The organism is Pseudomonas macauensis, from assembly GCF_047902425.1.
Lineage (GTDB): Bacteria > Pseudomonadota > Gammaproteobacteria > Pseudomonadales > Pseudomonadaceae > Pseudomonas.
Window position 1 is genome coordinate 4,542,269 of sequence record NZ_CP138377.1, and the last position, 20,437, is coordinate 4,562,705.

19 protein-coding genes are annotated in these 20,437 nt (G+C 66.3%); 2 read left to right on the forward strand and 17 right to left on the reverse strand.

The genetic code is table 11. The features are described 5' to 3' along the window. Positions 1–58: 58 nt before the first annotated feature. The 6 genes from SD196_RS20750 to ppc all read right to left on the reverse strand — a co-directional run bounded on the left by SD196_RS20750 (position 59) and on the right by ppc (position 6,534). A complete protein-coding gene (locus tag SD196_RS20750) occupies positions 59–886 on the reverse strand; it encodes an isocitrate lyase/phosphoenolpyruvate mutase family protein (protein WP_343572284.1) in 828 nt (275 codons plus the stop codon). A gap of 75 nt (positions 887–961) precedes the next feature. After that, a complete protein-coding gene (locus SD196_RS20755) occupies positions 962–1,819 on the reverse strand; it encodes a DUF72 domain-containing protein (protein ID WP_343572282.1) in 858 nt (285 codons plus the stop codon). 4 nt (positions 1,820–1,823) lie between these two features. After that, entirely contained in the window at positions 1,824–2,171 is a 348-nt protein-coding gene (locus SD196_RS20760; RefSeq protein ID WP_416310614.1) for a hypothetical protein, read from the reverse strand. A gap of 67 nt (positions 2,172–2,238) precedes the next feature. Further along, positions 2,239–2,913 carry a tRNA (adenosine(37)-N6)-threonylcarbamoyltransferase complex dimerization subunit type 1 TsaB gene (gene tsaB, locus SD196_RS20765; RefSeq protein WP_343572278.1) on the reverse strand — a complete coding sequence of 225 codons (675 nt, stop codon included), beginning with the start codon at positions 2,911–2,913 and terminating at the stop codon, positions 2,239–2,241. Positions 2,914–3,001: 88 nt separating this feature from the next. Beyond that, entirely contained in the window at positions 3,002–3,649 is a 648-nt protein-coding gene (gene adk, locus SD196_RS20770; RefSeq protein WP_275608269.1) for an adenylate kinase, read from the reverse strand. 248 nt (positions 3,650–3,897) lie between these two features. After that, a complete protein-coding gene (ppc, locus tag SD196_RS20775; RefSeq protein ID WP_275608270.1) occupies positions 3,898–6,534 on the reverse strand; it encodes a phosphoenolpyruvate carboxylase in 2,637 nt (878 codons plus the stop codon). Between the two features lie 192 nt (positions 6,535–6,726). Between ppc and SD196_RS20780 the strand changes: the two genes are divergently transcribed. After that, positions 6,727–7,071 (forward strand): pilin assembly protein, encoded by a 345-nt coding sequence (locus SD196_RS20780; protein WP_275608271.1) that lies wholly within the window; start codon positions 6,727–6,729, stop codon positions 7,069–7,071. Between the two features lie 213 nt (positions 7,072–7,284). Here the strand turns inward: SD196_RS20780 and cadR are convergent, their stop codons facing one another. Next, entirely contained in the window at positions 7,285–7,752 is a 468-nt protein-coding gene (cadR, locus tag SD196_RS20785; protein ID WP_275608272.1) for a Cd(II)/Pb(II)-responsive transcriptional regulator, read from the reverse strand. An 89-nt stretch (positions 7,753–7,841) separates the two neighbouring features. Here cadR and SD196_RS20790 point away from each other — a divergent pair, with 89 nt between their 5' ends. Then, entirely contained in the window at positions 7,842–10,199 is a 2,358-nt protein-coding gene (locus tag SD196_RS20790) for a heavy metal translocating P-type ATPase (RefSeq protein ID WP_416310615.1), read from the forward strand. A 729-nt stretch (positions 10,200–10,928) separates the two neighbouring features. On the opposite strand, the gene SD196_RS20795 is transcribed toward SD196_RS20790, so the two are convergent. From SD196_RS20795 to SD196_RS20840, 10 genes are all read right to left on the reverse strand, one after another. Then, on the reverse strand, positions 10,929–11,438 hold the full coding sequence (locus SD196_RS20795) for an O-acetyl-ADP-ribose deacetylase (protein ID WP_343572274.1): 510 nt from the start codon (positions 11,436–11,438) through the stop codon (positions 10,929–10,931). 39 nt (positions 11,439–11,477) lie between these two features. Then, positions 11,478–11,801, reverse strand: a complete 324-nt coding sequence (locus tag SD196_RS20800) for a hypothetical protein (RefSeq protein WP_275608275.1) — start codon at positions 11,799–11,801, stop codon at positions 11,478–11,480. Further along, positions 11,798–12,721 carry an alpha/beta hydrolase gene (locus SD196_RS20805; RefSeq protein WP_343572272.1) on the reverse strand — a complete coding sequence of 308 codons (924 nt, stop codon included), beginning with the start codon at positions 12,719–12,721 and terminating at the stop codon, positions 11,798–11,800. Before SD196_RS20805 ends, SD196_RS20800 begins: the two co-directional genes overlap by 4 nt. Continuing rightward, a complete protein-coding gene (locus tag SD196_RS20810) occupies positions 12,718–13,464 on the reverse strand; it encodes a TIGR00266 family protein (protein WP_343572270.1) in 747 nt (248 codons plus the stop codon). Before SD196_RS20810 ends, SD196_RS20805 begins: the two co-directional genes overlap by 4 nt. A gap of 46 nt (positions 13,465–13,510) precedes the next feature. Further along, positions 13,511–14,815 carry a flavohemoglobin expression-modulating QEGLA motif protein gene (locus SD196_RS20815; protein ID WP_275608278.1) on the reverse strand — a complete coding sequence of 435 codons (1,305 nt, stop codon included), beginning with the start codon at positions 14,813–14,815 and terminating at the stop codon, positions 13,511–13,513. Next, the gene (locus SD196_RS20820; RefSeq protein ID WP_343572267.1) at positions 14,812–15,375 is read right to left on the reverse strand and encodes a hypothetical protein; all 564 of its coding nucleotides are present in this window, start codon (positions 15,373–15,375) and stop codon (positions 14,812–14,814) included. Before SD196_RS20820 ends, SD196_RS20815 begins: the two co-directional genes overlap by 4 nt. A gap of 105 nt (positions 15,376–15,480) precedes the next feature. Further along, positions 15,481–16,197: a TetR/AcrR family transcriptional regulator gene (locus SD196_RS20825; RefSeq protein ID WP_275608280.1), complete on the reverse strand. Its 717-nt coding sequence runs from the start codon at positions 16,195–16,197 to the stop codon at positions 15,481–15,483. A 386-nt stretch (positions 16,198–16,583) separates the two neighbouring features. Then, entirely contained in the window at positions 16,584–18,089 is a 1,506-nt protein-coding gene (gene lysS / locus SD196_RS20830; RefSeq protein ID WP_275608281.1) for a lysine--tRNA ligase, read from the reverse strand. A 115-nt stretch (positions 18,090–18,204) separates the two neighbouring features. Beyond that, positions 18,205–19,300 (reverse strand): peptide chain release factor 2 gene (gene prfB / locus SD196_RS20835; RefSeq protein ID WP_275608282.1). Its coding sequence is split into 2 segments (ribosomal slippage): positions 18,205–19,227 and positions 19,229–19,300, totalling 1,095 coding nucleotides; the frame shifts between segments, so codons are not numbered across the junction. Between the two features lie 120 nt (positions 19,301–19,420). After that, entirely contained in the window at positions 19,421–20,431 is a 1,011-nt protein-coding gene (locus SD196_RS20840; protein WP_343572264.1) for a PleD family two-component system response regulator, read from the reverse strand. Positions 20,432–20,437: the final 6 nt, after the last annotated feature.

The window sequence follows — 20,437 nt, forward strand, 5'->3', positions numbered from 1 at the left end:
TCCTGGAAAAAAACCGCGATTCTAGCGCAGCGCGCCTTGCAACGGGCTCAACAGCGGCTCAACCGCGAAACAGCAGGTTGATGCGGTCGAACGGCATCGCCCCGTTCATCGGTTTCAGATCCCCCTTGGCCAACGCCTCGGCCGCGCTGAAGAAGGCGCCGAAGGCCACGCGCGCCAAGTTGGAACCGACGCTGACGCGCTTCACGCCCAGTTCGGCCAGCTCCTCCAGGTTCACCTGCAGCGCCGGCGACCCCACCAGTACGTTGACCGGCCGCGGCTTCACGGCGCTGACCACTGCAGCGATTTCCTCCCTGGTCTTCAGGCCCGGCGCGTAGAGCACATCGGCGCCCGCTTCGGCGAAGGCCACCAGGCGACGGATGGTGTCGTCCAGGTCGTTGCGGCCATGCAGCAGGTTCTCCGCCCGCGCCGCCAGGGTAAAGGGGAACGGCAGCGCACGAGCGGCCTGCACCGCGGCGCTGACCCGCTCTACGGCCAGCTCCAGCGGGTAGATCGGCGCATCCGGACGGCCGGTGGCATCCTCGATGGAGCCGCCGACCAACCCGCAGGCGGCGGCGAGACGGATGGTTTCGGCACAGTCTTCCGGTTCGTCGCCGTACCCGTTTTCCAGGTCGGCGGCCACCGGCAGCGGCGTTGCCTCGATGATCGCCCGAGCATTGGCCAATGCCTCCTCACGACTGACCGCACCCTCGGCATCGGGCCGGCCAAGGGAGAACGCCAACCCCGCGCTGGTGCTGGCAAGCGCTTCGAAGCCCAGGTGGGCGAGCATCTTCGCCGAGCCCGCGTCCCAGGGATTGGGCAGAACGAACAGACCATCGCGCTGGTGCAGCGCCCGGAACGCTTCGCCGCGCTGTTGTTGAGTGGTCATGGCGACCTCCTTGCCGAATAGGGGAAGGAGCAGGTTAGTCCTGTCGCCGGCGGCGTGCCATGCACAGTTGGCCGCTCAGAGCAGGCCGAGCTGTTCCACTTCCGGCTTCGGCTCGGTCAGCGCCGGCAAGCCCGGCAGGCGCTCGCGCAGTAGCGCGTGGAAGCGCTGCGCCTGCTCGGCGGCGCGGTGGTTGTCCGGGGTGTGCAGGAAAACGTGGGGCGTCAGGCCCTGCTCGATCCACTCCGCCACCTTGGCGATCCACGGCGTGAGGTAGGCGGCGTTGGCCCCCAGGTCCGGCCCGCCGATGAAGCGCAGCTGCGGGCTGTCGCTGAAGGCCGCCGGGCGCACCGGCACCTTCGGCTTCTTCGATTGCGCATGCAGCACTGCCGGATCGTCGGAACGGCAGGCGAACAGCGCACGGGAATCCAGGCAGATGCGCTCGACGCCGCGGTCCAGCAGCAGCCGGTTCAGCGCCCGCTCCTCCTCGCCCTTGGCGAAAAACGCCGGGTGCCGCACTTCCACCGCCAGCCGGCGTTCGGCGAAGGCATCCAGCCAGGCTGCCAGTTCGCCGAGACGATCCGGGCCGAAGCTCGCGGAGACCTGCAGCCACAGCGGTGCGACCCGCTCGCCCAGCGGCGCCAGCAGGTCAAGGAAGTCCTGGGTGTTTTCCAGTTGGCCGCGCAGGTCGCCTTCGTGGCTGATATCGCGGGGCAGCTTGGCGCAGAAGCGGAAGTTCGCCGGCATGGTCTGCGCCCAGCGCTTCAGGGTCTCGGCATTGGGCCGGGCATAGAAGGTGGTGTTGCCTTCCACCGCGTTGAAGACCTGGGAATAGAAGCCCAGCGTCTCGGCGGCGCGCAGGTCGGCGGGGTAGAAGGTGCCGCGCCAGGCCGGCTCGTTCCACGAGGGACAGCCCAGGTAGTACGGCAGACTCATGAAATCAGGCGTAGAGGTCGAGACCCAGGACTTCCTGGCCCTCGTACTGGCCGCCCATGCTGGCGGTGCTGGTGTAGCTGGCGAGCGCCTGGGCCGCGCGGGAGCTCAACGGACGCTGGTAATCGAGGTTGTCGCGCAGGGTGGCCGGCACGCTGTAGCTGCTGGCGTTGCCGGCTTCGACGCGGCGGACCTGTGGCTGCTGCTCGAAGCCCTGGCTGGCCGATGTCGGCGCGGGCTGATCGCGGCGAGACTCGACATCACGCTGCACGTCCCGATAGGGCATGACTGCAGTGCCCGTGCGGGCAGTGCGCTCAGGCGCCTGGGAAGTGGAAACGAGACCGTCGATACGCATGGCGAAAAACTCGGTGGGAATACATTCACTCTAGCGAGCGGGTGCAATCCGGGTCAATTGGCTTGGATCAGGCCTTCTTGGGTGTCGCCACGTTGTCGCGCAGATAAACCGGCTGGGCATGCTCCGCGTCAACCGCCTCGCCGCGCGCCCAGGCGAACTCGGCCAGGGTCAGCAGGTCCTCGGCGTGGGGCAGCAGGCTGGCGTCGTGGGCCGCGACTTTCACCGCCAGGCGCGCTTCGAAACCCCAGCCGGTGCCGGAGCCGAACCATTCACCCTGGGCATCACGCGGCAGCGCCACGCCTTCGGGCGGCAGTACCGCCTCGGCGCCGGCCAGGCGCATCTCGCCCTGCTCCAGGCGATAGCAACCCCAGTACACCTCGTCCATGCGCGCGTCGATGGCCGAGGCCACCTGGGTCGCGCCGTGCTCACGGTAGGCGCGCTGGGCCAGCACGGCCAGGTCGGAGATCGGCAGCACCGGCTTCTGCAATGCGAAGGCCAGGCCCTGGACCACGCCGATGGCGATGCGCACGCCGGTGAAGGCGCCGGGGCCACGGCCGAAGGCGATGGCCTCCACGGCGGACAGCTCGATACCGGCCTCGCCAAGGATGTCCTGCACCATCGGCAGCAGCCGCTGGGCGTGCAGGCGCGGGATCACCTCGTGGCGAACATACCGGTGGCCGTCATGCAGCAGCGCGACGGAACAGGCTTCGGTCGAGGTATCCAGGGCCAGCAGCGTGGGCATGGTTTTATCCAACAGGCGATGAAAAAGGGCGGGCATTATAAACGCCAAAGGCCCGCATTGTGCGGGCCTTTGGCATTGCGCGGGGCAATCAGCTGAGGGCGGCGAACACCTTGGCGGTGATCTGCTCCACCGAGCCGACACCTTCGACGCAGGTGTACTTCGGGGTGCCTTCGACGGCGGCCAGCTTCTGGTAGAAATCGACCAGCGGCTTGGTCTGCGAGTGGTAGACCGACAGGCGGTGACGCACGGTTTCTTCCTTGTCGTCTTCGCGCTGGATCAGGTCTTCCCCGGTCACGTCATCCTTGCCTTCCACCTTCGGCGGGTTGTGCTGGATGTGGTAGACGCGGCCCGAGGCCGGGTGAACGCGGCGACCGGCCATGCGGCCGACGATTTCCTCGTCGTCCACGGCGATCTCGATCACGTTGTCGATGGTGACACCGGCTTCCTTCATGGCTTCAGCCTGGGGAATGGTGCGCGGGAAACCGTCGAACAGGAAACCCTTGGCGCAGTCGGGTTGAGCGATGCGCTCTTTCACCAGGTTGATGATCAGGTCATCGGAGACCAGACCGCCGGCGTCCATCACGCTCTTGGCCTTCAGGCCCAGCTCGGTGCCCGCCTTGACCGCCGCACGCAGCATGTCGCCGGTGGAGATCTGCGGAATGCCGAACTTCTCAGTGATGAAGCGAGCCTGGGTACCTTTGCCGGCACCGGGCGCCCCGAGCAGAATCACACGCATCGATATGCTCCTTAATACTTGTTAAGCGAAATCACGGATCCGCCTCATGGGGCCAATCTCATCATGCTTTAAATGGCGCAAAGGCGCGCCGAAAGGTTGCTCACGATACACAGCGGCCCCCCACCACACAAGCCGCCCCTGGCGACCCTGAAAGCCAGTCGAGGGCCGGCGAATCACCCTCGATCAGCCATCAAATTACCGCCATTTCGCCCTTGCGCAATCCACCATTGGTGGGGGGTCTCACAGCCTCAGCCGGTGTTGCGCAGACCGGCGGCGATGCCTGCCACCGTGACCAGCAGCGCCTGCTCCAGACCGCCGCAGGCGTCGCCCGCGCAACGTCGGGAACGGGCAAGGAGCTCAGCCTGGAGCAGATGCAAAGGGTCCAGGTAGGTGTTGCGCACGCCGATCGACTCGCGGGTCTCGGCGGCGTTGCCGAGCAACTGGGATTGCCCGGTCAGCCCCAGTACCACGCGCACCGACTGCGACAATAGGTCGCGTAAATGTGCACCTAATGGTCGCAGTTCCGATTGCACCAGACGCTCGTCGTAGAGTTGGGCGATTTCCCGGTCGGCCTTGGCCAGCACCATCTCCAGCATGTCGATGCGGGTGGTGAAGAACGGCCACTCCTTGCGCATGCGCCCCAGCAGCGCGCCTTCGCCCCGTTCGATGGCGTTCAGCAGCGCCTCCTCCCAGCCGAGCCAGGCCGGCAGCATCAGGCGCGTCTGGGTCCAGGCGAAGATCCACGGAATCGCCCGCAGGCTTTCCACCCCGCCCTCGCGGCGCTTGGCCGGACGGCTGCCCAGTGGCAGGCGGCCCAGCTCCTGCTCCGGCGTGGCCTCCCGGAAGTAGTCGACGAACTGCGGGTTCTCCCGCACCACCGCACGGTAGGCGGCGAGGCCATCGGCGGCCAGCCGGTCCATCTCCTCACGCCAGGCGGGCTCCGGCACCGGCGGCGGCTGCAGCGTGGCTTCCAGCACCGCGGCGAGATAGAGGTTGAGATTCTGCTCGGCGATACCCGGCAGGCCGAACTTGAAGCGGATCATCTCGCCCTGCTCGGTGGTGCGGAAACGCCCAGCCACCGAGCCCGGCGGCTGCGAGAGGATCGCCGCGTGGGCCGGGCCGCCGCCACGGCCGACGGTGCCGCCGCGGCCATGGAACAGCAGCAGCTCGACGCCGTGGCTGCGGCAGATATCCACCAGCGCCTCCTGCGCCCGGTACTGCGCCCAGGCCGCGGCCAGGGTGCCGGCGTCCTTGGCCGAATCGGAGTAGCCGATCATCACTTCCTGCGGGCCGGCGAGGCCCGTGCGGTAGCTGTCCAGGCTAAGCAGGCGATCGATGCAGGGGCCGGCGTTGTCCAGGTCATCCAGGGTCTCGAACAGCGGCACCACGCGCATCGGCCGCTGCAGCCCGCACTCCTTGAGCAGCAACTGCACGGCGAGCACGTCGGAGGGCTGCCCGGCCATCGAGATCACGTAGGAACCCAGCGACGCCGCCGGCGCCTCGGCCACCACCCGGCAGGTCGCCAGGACTTCGGCGGTTTCCGGCGATGCCGCGTAGTTCGCCGGCAGCAGGGGGCGACGACTGGCGAGTTCTTCCAGGAGGAATTCCTGGCGCACGGCTTCGTCCCACTCGGCGTAGTTGCCCAGGCCGAGGTATTCGGTGATTTCGCTCATTGCCCTGGCGTGGCGCGTGGAGTCCTGGCGCACGTCCAGGCGCACCAGGAACAGGCCGAAGGTGGCCGCGCGGCGCAGGGAGTCGAGCAGCGCGCCGTCGGCGATCACGCCCATGCCGCAGTCCTGCAGCGAGCGGTAGCAGAGCTGCAGCGGTTCGAGCAGCTCGCGGTTGTCCTGCAGCACCTCCGCGCCCGGCGCCTCGCCGCTGTGAATGGCCCGCTCGGCCCAGGCGCGGGTAGCGCGCAGGCGTTCGCGCAGTTGCTTGAGCAGCGCGCGATAGGGTTCGGCAACCTCCCCCACCTCAGCGCGCAGTTCGTCGCTGGCCTGCTGCATGGACAGGTCCGAGGCCAGGCTGTCGACATCGCGCAGGTACAGGTCGGCGGCCATCCAGCGCGCCAGCAGCAGGACTTCGCGGGTGATGGCGGCGGTGACATTGGGGTTGCCGTCGCGGTCCCCGCCCATCCAGGAGGCGAAGCGGATCGGCGCGGCGGAGAGTGGCAAACGCTCGCCCAGCGTCTGTTGCAGGGTGGCGTCGACATGCCGGAGGAAGGCCGGCAGCGCCTGCCACAGGGAATGTTCGATGACCGCGAAGCCCCATTTGGCCTCATCCACCGGGGTCGGCCGGGTGCGGCGGATTTCCTCGGTGTGCCAGGCCTCGGCGACCAGCCGTTGCAGGCGCCCGCGCACCGCTTCGCGCTCCTCCGGCAGCAGGTCGGTGTGATCGTCGGCCGCCAGTTGCGCGGACATCGCGTCGTACTTCTGGATCAGGGTGCGCCGTGCCACTTCCGTGGGGTGCGCGGTCAGCACCAGCTCGATCTCCAGCGCCGCCACCTGCCGCGCCAAGCCTTCGGCACCCAGGCCGGACTTGCGCAGGCGGCCGAGCAGCTCGCCCAGCACGCGGTTCTCGAAGGGCTCCGGCTCCTTGGGCGTGCGCCGGCGGATGCGGTGGTATTGCTCGGCTATGTTGGCCAGGTTGAGGAACTGGTTGAAGGCCCGCGCCACCGGCAGCAGCTCGTCCTCTCCCAGCGCGTCGAGGGTCGCCGTCAGTTGCCGGGCGCCTTCCGCCGAGCCGCGCCGCGCGGCCTTGGCGCCGGTGCGGATGAGTTCGATCTTGTCGAGGAAGCCTTGTCCGTACTGGGCGCGGATGGTCTGCCCCAGCAACTCGCCCAACAGGTGAACGTCCTCGCGCAGGCGCGCATCGATATCCGGCATGACGGGTCTCCTTGTGCTGAGAGTTTTACAGTGCCGCTGGCGACACCGGCTGACAAGCGTGCGACGAACGCCAGCCATCCAGCTCGGACAGCGACTAGGCTCAAAGTGATCCCGAGGCCATCGGGAAAACCTGCCGGCGGACCCACGAGGCCCGTCCCACACGCCCGCCACGAACGGGCTACAGAGGTGAACATGAAAATCCGCGATCTGGTACGCCATTGGGAACAGAACGCCAGGGGGCGCATGACCAAGCATCACTACAGCATCCCGCTGGACGTGGAAACCGCCGCGCGGCTGGCCGCCCTGCATGACATGTATCCCAAGCGCAGCGTTGAGGAGATCCTGGGGGAGCTGGTCGGCTCGGCGCTGGAAGAGCTGGAAGCGAGCTTCCCCTACGTGAAGGGGCAGAAGGTGGTGGCGCAGGACGAACAGGGTGACCCGATCTACGAGGACATCGGCCCGACGCCGCGCTTCCTGCAGCTGTCGCGCAAGTACCTGCATGAATTGACGGAAGCCAAGGAGTCGAACCACTCCTGAAAGAAAGCGCCCCGGCAATCGCCGGGGCGTTTTGCTTTACCTGTAGGAGCGAGCTTGCTCGCGAACCCGCCCAGCCCAGGAGCTATCTGGAAGTGCGTAGGGCGTACAACCGTTCACGGTTGTACGCCGATACACCTCTACCAGCCCTGGCTCCGCAGTTGCACTCGAAGTCCCGTGAAACGGCGTATAACGCGGGGCGTTATACGCCCTTGTTCAATGCCGGCCGTGGACGCCCGGCACGTGCAGATGCCCCGCCTCCGAGCAAGCCTCCGGAATCACCGACGGCTCCGCCGGCTGCTCCAGCTCGCGCAGGATGCCGCAGTCCTCGCTGCTGCCATCGCCGCTGCAACGGGCGCGCAGGTCGCGCAATTGCTGACTGAGCGATTGCAGTTCGGCAATCCGCACCTCGACATGGTGCAGGTGCTCGTCGATCAGCCGGTTGGCGGTGCCGCAGTCGGATTCGGGGCGGTCGCGCAGGCCGAGCAGGATGCGGATTTCGTCCTGGGTCATGTCCAGCGAACGGCAATGGCGGATGAACGACAGCCGCTCCACATGGATCGCATCGTACTGCCGGTAGTTGCCCTCGCTGCGCGACGGCTCCGGCAGCAGGCCTTCGCGCTCGTAGTAGCGGATGGTCTCCACCGGGCAACCGGTCAGTTTCGCCAGTTCACCGATCTTCATCTTCGGCCTCCAGGTTAAAGACAGTCTTGACTCTGTAGTTACTACAGGGTGTGCAATCAGTGGCAACTCGTCAAACAGGAACGGACGACATGACTGCCAATCGCCAGGGGCCGATCATCCACGGCCCCGTCCAGGATCAGCAACACAGCGACGCCGCGAGTTGCTGCGGCTGCGACAAGGGCGCGCTGCTGCGCGCGCCGGCAGCTGCACCTGCCCATCATGACCACGACCACGATCACGATCACGATCACGATCACGGCGAGGATCGCAGTGCGCTGGCCCGTGATGCCGCAACCGCGGCGAGCGGCGCCGCCAGCGGCGAGCTGCGTTGGACCAGCCTGCGCATCGAAGCCATGGACTGCCCCACCGAGGAACGCCTGCTGCGCGACGCCCTCGGTCGCGTTTCGGCGGTAGAAAACCTCGACTTCAACCTGATGCAGCGCCTGCTGCGCGTGCAGCACCGTTTCGACAGCATCGAACCGCTGCAGAAACTGGTGGCTTCGCTGGGCATGCAGGCCGAGCCGCTGGACGACGACGCCCCAGTCGCAGCCCCCGCCGCCAAGCAGAAACCCTGGTGGCCACTGGCGCTGGCCGGCGTGGCCGCGGCGGCATCGGAGTTCTTCGAATGGTTCGCCATCGGCCCGCAGTGGCTGGTAGCGGCGCTGGCGGTGGCGGCCATCCTCGGCGCCGGCCTGCCGACCTACCGCAAGGGCTGGATCGCGCTGAAGAACCGCAACCTGAACATCAACGCGCTGATGAGCATCGCCGTGACCGGCGCCATGCTGATCGGCCAGTGGCCGGAAGCGGCGATGGTCGCCGTGCTGTTCGCCATCGCCGAACTGATCGAAGCCAAGTCCCTGGAGCGTGCGCGCAACGCCATTCGTGGCCTGCTGCAACTGGCGCCGGAACAGGCCACGGTGCAGGTGGACGGTGAATGGAAGGAACTGCCCGCCAAGTCCGTCACCCTCGGTGCGCGGGTACGCGTGCGCCCCGGCGAACGCATCGCGCTGGATGGCGAGGTGCTCGACGGCCGCTCCAGCGTCAACCAGGCGCCCATCACCGGCGAGAGCCTGCCGGTGGAGAAACAGGCGGGCGATACGCTGTTCGCCGGCACCATCAACGGTGAGAGCGCACTGGAATACCGCGTCACCCGCGTCGCCGACGACAGCACCCTGGCGCGGATCATCCACGCCGTGGAAGAGGCCCAGGGCTCGCGGGCGCCGACCCAGCGCTTCGTCGACCAGTTCTCGCGCATCTACACGCCGGTGGTGTTCCTCATCGCCATCGCCACCGCCCTGCTGCCGCCGCTGTTCTTCGGCGGAGCCTGGCTGGACTGGGTGTACCGCGCCCTGGTACTGCTGGTGATCGCCTGCCCCTGCGCCCTGGTGATCTCCACCCCGGTGACCATCGTCAGCGGCCTTTCGGCGGCTGCGCGCCTGGGCATCCTGATCAAGGGCGGGGTATTCCTCGAACGGGGCCGCTCGCTGGACTGGATCGCCCTGGACAAGACCGGCACCCTGACCGAAGGCCGCCCGCGCCAGACCGACTACACGACGCTGCGTGAACTGGCCGGAGCCGATGTGCGCATCCTCGCCGCCAGCCTGGCTGCGCGCTCCGATCACCCGGTCTCACAGGCCGTGGCCCGCGCCGCCGAAGCGGACAATCTCGCGCTCTACGGCGTCGGCGAGCTGACCGCCCTGCCCGGCCGTGGCGTGAAGGGCGAGATCGATGGCCGTCTCTATCACCTGGGCAACCACCGTCTGGTGGAGGAACTCGGTCTCTGCTCGAAAGCGCTGGAAGCCCGCCTCGACGCCCTCGAACAGCAGGGCAAGACGGTGATCGTGCTGCTCGATGCCGAAGGTCCGCTGGCCCTGTTCGCGGTGGCCGATGCGGTGAAGGAAACCAGCCGCGAGGCGGTTGCACAGTTGCATGAGCTGGGCGTGAAAACCCTGATGCTCACCGGCGACAACCCGCACACCGCCGCTGCCATCGGCGCCCAGGTGGGCATCGATGCGGCGCAGGGCAACCTGCTGCCGGAGGACAAGCTCAATGAAGTGAAACAGCATCAGGAAGGCGGCCGCCGCGTCGGCATGGTCGGCGACGGCATCAACGACGCTCCCGCCCTGGCCCGCGCCGACATCGGCTTCGCCATGGGCGCAGCGGGTACCGACACCGCCATCGAAACCGCCGGCGTGGCGCTGATGGACGACGACCTGCGCAAGCTGCCGTCCTTCATCCGCCTGTCGCGCCAGACCCATCGCGTGCTGATCCAGAACATCAGCCTGGCGCTGGGTATCAAGGCGGTGTTCCTGGCCCTGACCCTGGCCGGCGAGGGCACCCTGTGGATGGCGGTGTTCGCCGACATGGGCGCCAGCCTGCTGGTGGTGTTCAACGGGTTGCGGTTGTTGCGTTACCGGGGTGACGTTCTGGTCAGCGAACATCGCTGACGCCGGCCCTGTCGGCGGATCGCGGAGAAGCTCCGCTCCTACAAAAGCTGTACCGGATTCAACCCGTAGGAGCGGACTTTGTCCGCGATGCTTTTCGTTTTGTTTGGGTGTTTCTGCGCCGCTTCGGTGTGCGCTGAGAGATTTTGTTTCGCCCCCTCGGGCGACCTCCTTTGGCAAACGACCCAAAGGAGGCAAAAGTCTCTGCCCCATCATCCGGCCCCGGCTTCGCCGGGGTTCCCTCGCTCCATCGGAGTTTCAGGGGCCCGCGTCGACGGGCCATCCATGGCCCAACGACGCTCTCGCGGCATCCATGCCGCTCAACCCCTGAAACTCCGATTCCACTCGGCCTCCTGAAGGGGCGCTCCGGAGCGTGCGGATGTTTCTCTGGAAGTCTTTAAAGCCAGAGCGGTGCGGTGCGCATGCTCCCGTAGGAGCGGACTCCGTCCGCGATGAGCCGTGGTTCGCGAGCAAGCTCGCTCCTACAGGTTGGCGACAAACCCGGGTGCTGCCCTGTCAGTGCGGATTTCGCCGCGATGGTTTTCGCGGACAAGGTCCGCTCCTACAGGAGTCACGTGTATCCGTCCGCGATGCTCTTGCTTTTCGTCGGGCGAATAACGCAGCGCTATCCGCCTTGATGGGTTTCGCTTCGCTCTACGCCATCCTACGAAGAACACTCACAGTCACCGGCACGCGCAGAGTCCCGTCAGGAATGAGCCTGCGGATAAGCCCTCAGCCCAGCAGTCGCCGGTACAACTCCGCCATCTCGGCCGAGAACGCCACCAGCACCAGTTCCTTCAGCGAGCCTCCCGCCGGACACGCACGGCGCAGCTCATCGACGGCGATCTGCGCCGCCGCTTCGGCGGGGTAGCCATAAATACCGGTGCTGATTGCCGGAAAGGCGATGCTGGCCAGGCCCTTGTCCTCGGCCAGTTGCAGGCTGTTGCGATAGCACTGGGCGAGCAGTTCCGGCTCGCCGTGGCCGCCGCCGCGCCAGACCGGCCCGACGGTGTGGATGACGAAACGCGCCGGCAGGCGGAAGCCGGGGGTGATCTTCGCCTCGCCGGTCCGGCAGCCGCCCAGCGGACGGCAGGCGGCGACCAGTTCGGGGCCGGCGGCGCGGTGGATGGCACCATCGACACCACCGCCGCCCAGCAGCGAGCTGTTGGCAGCGTTGACGATGGCGTCGAGGTCGAGACGGGTGATGTCGCCCTGCCAGACGCGGATTTCAGGGTGGCTCATGCTGCTTCCTCCCTTGTCAGCGGCGCCAGGGTTCTCCCATCACTTCACTTGCTGGGGAGTCTCCTGACCCATGCAGCGTACGGCACGCTTGCGGCCGTCGACCAGCACGCCGGTCAGGCCCTTCTGGGTCATGTCGAACATCACCAGCACGCCGTCGATGCACTGCGCCTGCTGGTCGGCCGGGTCCAGCGCCAGCTTGGTGTCCTGGCCGGGAATGCTCTTCAGCATGGTGAACTGGCTCAGCTCCAGCGCATCCTCGGGTTTGGCGAAGTGCAGGTAACCGTAGTACCAGAGCGTGCCGACCGACACGAAGATGGTGGCGATGACGGTGAGAATGTACGAGATCGGATTGCGGTCGTTCATGGCTTGCCTTGTTCTGTGGAACCCGCTGGGGCGGGTTCCGGCGTTGACGAGTTCGGGACTTCGGCCAGCCGGCGCAATCCGGTGAAGTGCTGCGGATCGTCGAGGAAGCGCAACATCACTTCGCGCCAGACCGGTTCGCCGAAGGTTTCCACGTGGTTGCCGCGGGTCAGCTGGAGGACTTTCGGCGGCGGCGCGGCCTTGTAGAGGCTCAGGCCGTTGTCCAGGGGCACGATGGTATCGTCGATGCTGTGAAAGAACAGCACGGGTGCGCCAGAAAGTCGCGGGATCGAACGAATCGCACTGTCGCCATCCGGCACCACCCAGGACAGCGGCACCTGCAGCGGCCAGGTCAGCCAGGCATTACCCAGGGTGTAGCGCGCCACCTGCCGGTAGCTGGCCGGAACGCCGTCGAGCACCACGGCGTGCAACTGCTTCTGCCGCTGTGGGTGCATGCCCAAATAGTGCACCGCCATGGCACCGCCCAGGCTCTGGCCGAGCAGGACCAACGGCTTGCCCTGTACCTCCGGTGCCTTGTCCAGCCAGGCGAAGGCGGCGTCGATGTCCTGGTAGATCGCCGGCAGGCTCGGCTCGCCTTCGGAATGGCCGTAGCCGCGGTAGTCGACCATCAGCACCTGGTAGCCCTGCTCAGGCAGCCAGTACGTGCCGCCCAGGTGCCAGGCCATGTTGCCGCCGTTGCCGTGCAACTGCAGCACGGTGCCCTTCACCGGCACACCGGCCTTGGCCGGCAGCCACCAGGCGGAGAGTTTCACGCCATCGGCGGTGGTCAGCGTGACGTCGCGATACTCCAGCTTGGCGCGCGTGGGGGTGATGGCGACATCGGGGCTGGGATAGAACAGCAGCGAGCTGCAGCCGGCCAGCAGGGCCAGGCAGGTGACGAGAGCGAGACGCAGGGCGGTCATTCGGAGTTGGTCCTTACCTCTTCACGGGCACGGTAGGTGGCGTCGTAGATGCGCTCGGCCAGGCGCGAGAACGGCAGGCTCTGCAGCCAGACGGTACCGGTGCCCTTGAGGGTGGTCAGCAACAGGCCCTCGCCGCCGAACAGCATGCTGCGCAGGCCGCCGGCCAGCTGCACGTCGTAGTCGATGTCATCGGTGAAGGCCACCAGGCAGCCGGTGTCCACCCTCAGCGTCTCGTCCTTCAGCTCACGGCGGATCACCGTGCCGCCCGCATGGACGAAGACCAGGCCGTCACCCTCCAGCTTCTGCAGGATGAAGCCTTCGCCACCGAAGAAGCCCGCGCCCAGGCGCTTGGCGAAGGCGATGCCGACTTTGGTGCCATAGGCCGCGCAGAGGAACGAGTCCTTCTGGCAGATCAGCTTGCCGCCGACTTCGCCCAAGCGCACCGGCACCACGCTGCCGGGATAGGGTGCGGCGAAGGCAACATGCTGCTTGTCCTGGCTCTCGTTGGTGAAGTGGGTCATGAAGACCGATTCGCCGCTGAACTTGCGCTTGCCGGCACTCCACAACTTGCCCAGCAGGCTGGAGTCCGAACCGTCGCCCATGCGTGCGGCGAAGTGGATGCCGCCGGTCATGTAGTTCATGGCGCCGGCTTCGGCGATCACCGTCTCGCCGGGGTCCAGTTCGATCTCCACGGTCTGCATGCATTCGCCGAGGATGCGGTAGTCGAGGTCATGGCTGGGCATAGCGGGCACTCCTGGCCGCCCGTGCGAATCCGTGCGGGCGCGCCGTTCAGAGGATATTGGCGTAATCCGCCTCGATGCGGTCGAGGCTGAGGTGGTTGAGGAAGTTGGAGAAGCACATCCAGGCCGACAGCGCGTTGAGGTCGCGGAACTGCGGCGGCAGGTACTTGGGCGGCACCACCAGGCCTTCGTCCACCAGCTGGCGCAGGGTGCGCATGTCCTCCAGGGTGGCCTTGCCGCAGAACAACAGCGGGATCTGCTCCAGCTTGCCCTTGCGCACGGCGAGCTGGATGTAGTTGTAGATCAGGATGAAGCCCTTGAGGTACGACAGGTCCTTGGTGAACGGCAGGCCGTCCGGCGTCGAGCCCCGGAACACCCGGCTGGAGTTCTGGTAGCTGCTCTCCATGCTGTAGCCCTGCTCGCGGTAGAAGTGGAATACCTCGAGGAAGTCCGCGCCCTCCTCCGCCATGTGGATGGCGCGGGTACGGTTGGTGAGCTTGCGCAGGCGCGTCGGATAGGAGGCGAAGGCGATCACTTCCATCAGGATCGCCAGGCCTTCCTGGGTCACGGTGGAGGACGGCGGGCCCTTGGCGAGGAAGGTGCAGATCGGCTGGTTGAGCCCGTTCAGGGTGGTGCCCACGTGCACCAGGCCCTCGTGGACCTCCAGCGCGCGCACGTCGCGCTCGTTGAACAGCGCGTCGGCGCGCACCTTGATGTAGTCGGCGCCGGCCGCGGCGTCCGCGACGATGCCGTCGGACTCGAAGACGCGAATGGTGTCTTCCTTGTCGTCGAACACCTTGTTCAGGCGCTCCTGCAGCATCCCCACCACCTGCGTGGCGGTGAGTGTCTTGGGCTCGTCCTTGAGGTCGCCACGGTCGGCGATGTTGTTCAGGTAGTCCGAGAGCATCAGGCCGAGGTCGGCCAGGGTCGGGTCGCCGGCGTGGAAGGCGTCGGAGGCCGAGCCATAGAGCTCCTGGGAGATCAGCCCGAAGTCCTGGGTGCCGCGCGCTTCGAGCATGCGGATCACCATGCGGTATTCCTTGCACATGCGCCGCATGATCTGCCCGACCGGGTTGAACTGCCCCAGGTGGCGGGTGATGTCACGCTCGATGTTCTGGAATTCCTGCTTCTTGGCACTGGCGTCGAAGGCCAGCGGGCGCCCGTCGTAGTAGCTGCGGTCGACCTTGGGCGCGTGCTTGCCGCGGCCCTTGAGGAAGTCGTCACGGATGCCGTCGTCCCACTTGATGGCGTCGAGCACACGGATCGGCGTCTGCGCCTCGACGATGCGGTCGGACAGGCCGCGGATGATCTGCTGGTATTCGGTGGGCGAGGTCTGCTTGCGGCGCGGCGTCATTGCCGTTCTCCCGGAGTCACGCGCGAATAGCGCAGGGCTTCGACGAACACGTCCGAGTTGGCCGGGTCGTTCAGGTAGGCGATCACCTGGGCCAGCGGGCTGGTCACCAGGGCGCCCTCGCCCTGCTCGGTGTCCACCTTCTGCCCTTTCAGGGCGCCTTCGCCCATGTCCTGCAGGATGTGCTCGACATCCAGGTTATAGATCACCAGTTCGTCCTTGTCGGTGATCTCGAAGCCGGCCAGGGCGAAGTTGCCGCCCATGCTCTTGGGCAATCCGGCCGAGAGATACCAGCGCTCGCCGTGGTGGGCGACGGTAAAGCCGAAGTCCTCGACGCTGTCAGTGTTGTCCTTGCTGTCGAGGTAACTGATCGCGCGATAGACGTTGGAGCCGGAACGGGTGACCTCGAGGAACTGCTCCTCGCCGTACTCGTTCACCCGCGACCACTGGCCCAGCAGATGGGCCGGCGCAGCCTCGTTGGCCGGAATCGGGTCCTTGAACGTCACCAGGCAGCCACTGAGCAGGCAAATGCTCAACAGCAGCAGTGCACGCCAGACTTTCATCACGCCCTCCTTAGGTCCCGTCGCCCCTCATATGGGAGGGAAAATGGCGTCGGGAGTTCCGATACGAAAACCCCGCCGGATGGCGGGGTTGCAATGCTGCGATGCTTACAGGCCCATCACCAGGTCGAGGTAGCGGCTAAGGATGGCACGCATTTCGTCGACCTGCAGGTGCTCGGCCCCGTCCAGCAGGCCCTGATACTCCATCTGCAGGATGATGGCCGTCAACACCTTGGCGTCCTGTTCCGGCTGCTTCGAGCCGAGCACTTCGAAGAAATGCACGACGCCCAGGGAAAGGATGCGCCGGTGCCGCTGCGCCAGCTCCACCAGGCTCGGGTTGAGCAGCGCCTCCTGGCGGAACGCCTGTTCGGCCAGCAGGTGCTCGCGGCGCGAGGTGAGTTGCGCCTGCACGTACTTGATCGCCAGCTCGACGATATTGTCGGTCAGCGCGCGGCGTGCGCGGGGGTCGTCCTGGCTGAGGCTTGCGGCCATCGCCTGCAGGTCGTCCTCGACGCTGGCCCAGAAGGCCGAGAGCGCCTCGGCGCTGCGTTCGACGAAGAGCGCGAAGGTGTCGGTGATGAGGTCCTGGATGTCCTTGAAGTAGTAGGTGGTGGCCGACAGCGGCACACCGGCCTCGGCGGCGACGGCACGATGGCGCACGGCGCGCACGCCGTCGCGGACGATGATCCGCAGCGCGGCGTCGAGGATCGCCTGGCGGCGCTGCTCGCTGCCCTGGCGGCTGGCCTTGCGGCCCTGGTATTTGACACTTTCGGCGATGGCGCTGGCGACTTGCGCGGCGCTGTCTCGCGGGGACACTGGGGTCACTGGCATTACCTCCGGCGGCGCGGCCTGATGGCGCATTGTTCGGGCTTTTCGATGGGGAATCAATCGCCGCCTTGCGCTTGTTTCATTGCAACAGCACGGGGCTGGCATGACAACGCGGGCGGCGGAATATCCGGCCTGGGGTGTATGACGTGCTACATGACGTCCGAGCCACTTGTGCGAGTGCACGGTTCGTCGGGAGCCCTTGTAGGAGCGAGCTTGCTCGCGAACGGATTTCCCGGTGGCATCGGCGCTGGGCGGGTTCGCGAGCAAGGACTGGGCGTCCCCCTCGGTCCTACGAAAAGCGTTGTCCCGCCGCGTGCAGGGCTGGCCCCAGGCGCAAACGAAAAAGGCCGCCCAAAGGCGGCCTCTTCCACTGGTTCCAGCGCTTACGCCTGCGGGCGCATGTGCGGGAACAGGATCACGTCGCGGATCGACGGCGAGTTGGTCAGCAGCATCACCAGGCGGTCGATGCCGATGCCTTCGCCGGCGGTGGGCGGCATGCCGTATTCCAGTGCGTTGACGAAGTCGGCGTCGTAGTGCATCGCCTCGTCGTCACCGGCGTCCTTCTCCTTGACCTGCAGCATGAAGCGCTCGGCCTGGTCTTCGGCGTCGTTGAGCTCGGAGTAGGCGTTGGCGATCTCGCGGCCACCGATGAACAGCTCGAAGCGGTCGGTGACGCTCGGGTCGTTATCGTTGCGGCGGGCCAGCGGGGACACTTCGAACGGGTACTGGGTGATGAAGTGCGGCTGCTCCAGCTTGTGCTCGACCAGTTCCTCGAAAATCATCACCTGCAGCTTGCCCAGGCCTTCGTGGCCGAGGACCTTGGCGCCGGCCTTCTTGGCGATGGCGCGGGCCTTCTCGACGTCGTTCAGGTCAGCCGCGGTGAGCTCCGGGTTGTACTTGAGGATGGCGTCGAACACGGACAGGCGGGCGAACGGCTCGCCGAAGTGGAAGACCTTGTCGCCGTAGGGCACGTCGGTGCTGCCAAGCACGGCCTGGGCCAGCTCGCGGAACAGCTCTTCGGTCAGGTCCATGTTGTCTTCGTAGTCGGCGTAGGCCTGGTAGAACTCGAGCATGGTGAACTCGGGGTTGTGCCGGGTCGAAACGCCTTCGTTACGGAAGTTGCGGTTGATCTCGAAGACCTTCTCGAAGCCACCGACCACCAGGCGCTTGAGGTACAGCTCCGGGGCGATACGCAGGAACATGGCCATGTCCAGCGCGTTGTGGTGGGTCTGGAAGGGTTTGGCCGCCGCGCCGCCGGGGATGGTCTGCAGCATCGGGGTTTCCACTTCGAGGAAGCCGCGATCGGACAGGAAGCGACGGATGTGGGCGATGACCTGGGAACGCACGCGGAAGGTGTGGCGGGTTTCCTCGTTGACCATCAGGTCGACGTAGCGCTGGCGGTAGCGCTGCTCGGTGTCGGTCAGGCCGTGGTGCTTGTCCGGCAGCGGGCGCAGGGACTTGGTCAGCAGGCGCACGCTGGTCATCTCGACGTACAGGTCGCCCTTGCCGGAACGGGCCAGGGTGCCTTCGGCGCCGATGATGTCGCCCAGGTCCCAGGTCTTGATCTCGGCCAGGGTTTCTTCCGGCAGGGTCTTGCGGTTGACGTACGCCTGCAGGCGGCCGCTGCTGTCCTGCAGGACGAGGAAGGAACCGCGGTTGAGCATGATGCGACCGGCGACCTTGACCGGGATGGCTGCGGCTTCCAGCTCTTCCTTGGTCGCGGTTTCGTACTGTTTCTGCAGGTCCGCGAAGTAGTCGGCGCGGCGGAAGTCGTTGGGGAAGGCGATGGCCTTGGCTTCACGCACGGCGGCAAGCTTTTCCTTGCGCTGGGCGATCAGCTTGTTTTCTTCCTGTTGCAGTTCGGTAGCGTCGAGTTGTTGGTCGCTCATGGTCGTTCTATCTGCCTGGCGTCTATTTCAAAAGAAGGTAACCGTAGGAGCGAGCTTGCTCGCGAAGCTCTTGACGGGTTCGCGAGCAAGCTCGCTCCTACATGGGGACTCCGCGTCAGAGCCCTTGTTTGAGGCTGGCCTCGAGATACTCATCCAGGTCGCCGTCCAGCACCTTGTCGCAATCGCTGCGTTCCACGCCGGTACGCAGGTCCTTGATGCGCGACTGGTCGAGCACGTAGGAACGGATCTGGTGGCCCCAGCCAATATCGGACTTGGAGTCTTCCAGCGCCTGCGAGGCGGCGTTGCGCTTCTGCATCTCCTGCTCGTACAACCGGGCCCGCAGCATCTTCATGGCGGTGTCCTTGTTGGCGTGCTGGGAGCGTTCGTTCTGGCACGCCACCACGGTGTTGGTCGGTACGTGGGTGATACGCACCGCCGAGTCGGTGGTGTTCACGTGCTGACCGCCCGCGCCGGAGGAGCGGTAGGTGTCGATGCGCAGGTCGGCCGGATTGATCTCGATCTCGATGTTGTCATCGATTTCCGGCGAGACGAACACCGCGGTGAACGAGGTGTGGCGACGGTTGCCGGAGTCGAACGGGCTCTTGCGCACCAGGCGGTGCACGCCGATCTCGGTGCGCAGCCAGCCGAAGGCGTATTCGCCCTTGATGTGCACGGTGGCGCCCTTGATGCCGGCGACTTCGCCTTCGGACAGCTCGACGATCTCGGCGCTGAAGCCGTGCTTGTCGGCCCAGCGCAGGTACATGCGCAGCAACATGTTGGCCCAGTCCTGGGCCTCGGTGCCGCCGGAGCCGGCCTGGATGTCCAGGTAGGCGTTGTTCGGGTCCATCTCGCCGCTGAACATGCGGCGGAACTCCAGCTTCTCGAGGATCTCGCGCAGGCGCTGGACTTCGGTCTCGACGTCGCCGACGGCGCCTTCGTCGTTCTCCTCGACCGCCATGTCCAGCAGGTCGCGGGAGTCGGCCAGACCGCCGGTGAGCTCGTCGAGGGTTTCGACGATCTGCGCCAGCATGGCGCGCTCGCGGCCCAGGTTCTGGGCGTATTCGGGCTTGTTCCAGACCGCCGGGTCTTCCAGCTCGCGGTTTACTTCGATCAGACGATCATGTTTCAGATCGTAGTCAAAGATACCCCCGAATGGACTGGGTACGGTCGGAGAGGTCCTTGATGCTGTTGAGGATCGGTTGGATTTCCATGACGGGCATCTCTCACGGGTAAAGGGCGTAGAAAAGCCGGCAAGTATACGTGATTTTTCGCAAGCCTTTCAGGCTTTACGACAAAGCACCGCCGTCGATTCCTCCGCCCTCCTCCGTCGATCAGCCCGCGATTCCCACCTGGTTGCGGCCGCCGTGCTTGGCGTTGTAGAGCGCCTCGTCGGCCATCTCGATCAACTGGCGGTAAGGCTGGCCGGCCTGCGGCGTTACCGTGGCCACGCCGATGCTGATGGTCAGCGACGCGCCGGGATTCGGCAGTTCGTGGGCGATCCCCAGGTCCTCCACCGAGCGCCGCAGCTTTTCCGCCAGCAGGCGCGCGCCGCCTGGCGAGGTGCCCGGCAGCACCAGGACGAACTCTTCGCCGCCGTAGCGTGCAGGCAGGTCCGACGGGCGGCTGCAACTGGCGCGGATCGCTGCCGCCACCTGGCGCAACGCCTCGTCGCCCTGCACGTGGCCGAAGGTATCGTTGTAGGGCTTGAAGTGGTCCACGTCGATCAACAGGATCGATAGCTGGCTCTGCTCGCGCTGGGCGCGGCGCCACTCCATCTCCAGGTATTCGTCGAAATGGCGGCGGTTGGACAGCCCGGTGAGGCCGTCGGAATTCATCAGCCGCTGCAGCACCAGGTTGGTTTCCAGCAACTGCTGCTGGCTTTCGCGCAACGCACGGTAGGCCTCGTCGCGCTGCAGCAGCGCCAGGTACGAGCGCGAGTGGTAGCGGATGCGCGCCACCAGCTCGATGGCGTCCGGCAGCTTGACCAGGTAGTCATTGGCCCCGGCGGAGAAGGCCGCGCTCTTCACCGACGGCTCCTCCTTGGTCGACAGGACGATGATCGGGATGTCGCGGGTCGCCACGTTGGCCCGGTAGTCGCGCACCAGCGCCAGGCCGTCGGCACCGGGCATCACCAGGTCCTGGAGAATCACCGTCGGCTTGATCTGGATCGCCAGGGCAATCGCCTGCTGCGGATCCGCGCAGAAGTGGAAATCGATGCTGGGATCGTCCGCCAGGGCGCGGCGCACGGCCTCGCCGATCATCGGCTGATCGTCGACCAGCAGCACCATCACGGCGGAATCGCCTGGAGTGGTCACGGGGTAGTTACTCTGTGTCGGGTTCATGAAAGC

Coding starts and splice junctions, on each gene's coding strand:
- SD196_RS20750 (WP_343572284.1), bottom strand. CDS start 886: ATGACCACTCAACAACAGCGCGGCGAAGCGTTCCGGGCGCTGCACCAG.
- SD196_RS20755 (WP_343572282.1), bottom strand. CDS start 1,819: ATGAGTCTGCCGTACTACCTGGGCTGTCCCTCGTGGAACGAGCCGGCC.
- SD196_RS20760 (WP_416310614.1), bottom strand. CDS start 2,171: ATGCGTATCGACGGTCTCGTTTCCACTTCCCAGGCGCCTGAGCGCACT.
- tsaB (WP_343572278.1), bottom strand. CDS start 2,913: ATGCCCACGCTGCTGGCCCTGGATACCTCGACCGAAGCCTGTTCCGTC.
- adk (WP_275608269.1), bottom strand. CDS start 3,649: ATGCGTGTGATTCTGCTCGGGGCGCCCGGTGCCGGCAAAGGTACCCAG.
- ppc (WP_275608270.1), bottom strand. CDS start 6,534: ATGCCGGATATCGATGCGCGCCTGCGCGAGGACGTTCACCTGTTGGGC.
- SD196_RS20780 (WP_275608271.1), top strand. CDS start 6,727: ATGAAAATCCGCGATCTGGTACGCCATTGGGAACAGAACGCCAGGGGG.
- cadR (WP_275608272.1), bottom strand. CDS start 7,752: ATGAAGATCGGTGAACTGGCGAAACTGACCGGTTGCCCGGTGGAGACC.
- SD196_RS20790 (WP_416310615.1), top strand. CDS start 7,842: ATGACTGCCAATCGCCAGGGGCCGATCATCCACGGCCCCGTCCAGGAT.
- SD196_RS20795 (WP_343572274.1), bottom strand. CDS start 11,438: ATGAGCCACCCTGAAATCCGCGTCTGGCAGGGCGACATCACCCGTCTC.
- SD196_RS20800 (WP_275608275.1), bottom strand. CDS start 11,801: ATGAACGACCGCAATCCGATCTCGTACATTCTCACCGTCATCGCCACC.
- SD196_RS20805 (WP_343572272.1), bottom strand. CDS start 12,721: ATGACCGCCCTGCGTCTCGCTCTCGTCACCTGCCTGGCCCTGCTGGCC.
- SD196_RS20810 (WP_343572270.1), bottom strand. CDS start 13,464: ATGCCCAGCCATGACCTCGACTACCGCATCCTCGGCGAATGCATGCAG.
- SD196_RS20815 (WP_275608278.1), bottom strand. CDS start 14,815: ATGACGCCGCGCCGCAAGCAGACCTCGCCCACCGAATACCAGCAGATC.
- SD196_RS20820 (WP_343572267.1), bottom strand. CDS start 15,375: ATGAAAGTCTGGCGTGCACTGCTGCTGTTGAGCATTTGCCTGCTCAGT.
- lysS (WP_275608281.1), bottom strand. CDS start 18,089: ATGAGCGACCAACAACTCGACGCTACCGAACTGCAACAGGAAGAAAAC.
- SD196_RS20840 (WP_343572264.1), bottom strand. CDS start 20,431: ATGAACCCGACACAGAGTAACTACCCCGTGACCACTCCAGGCGATTCC.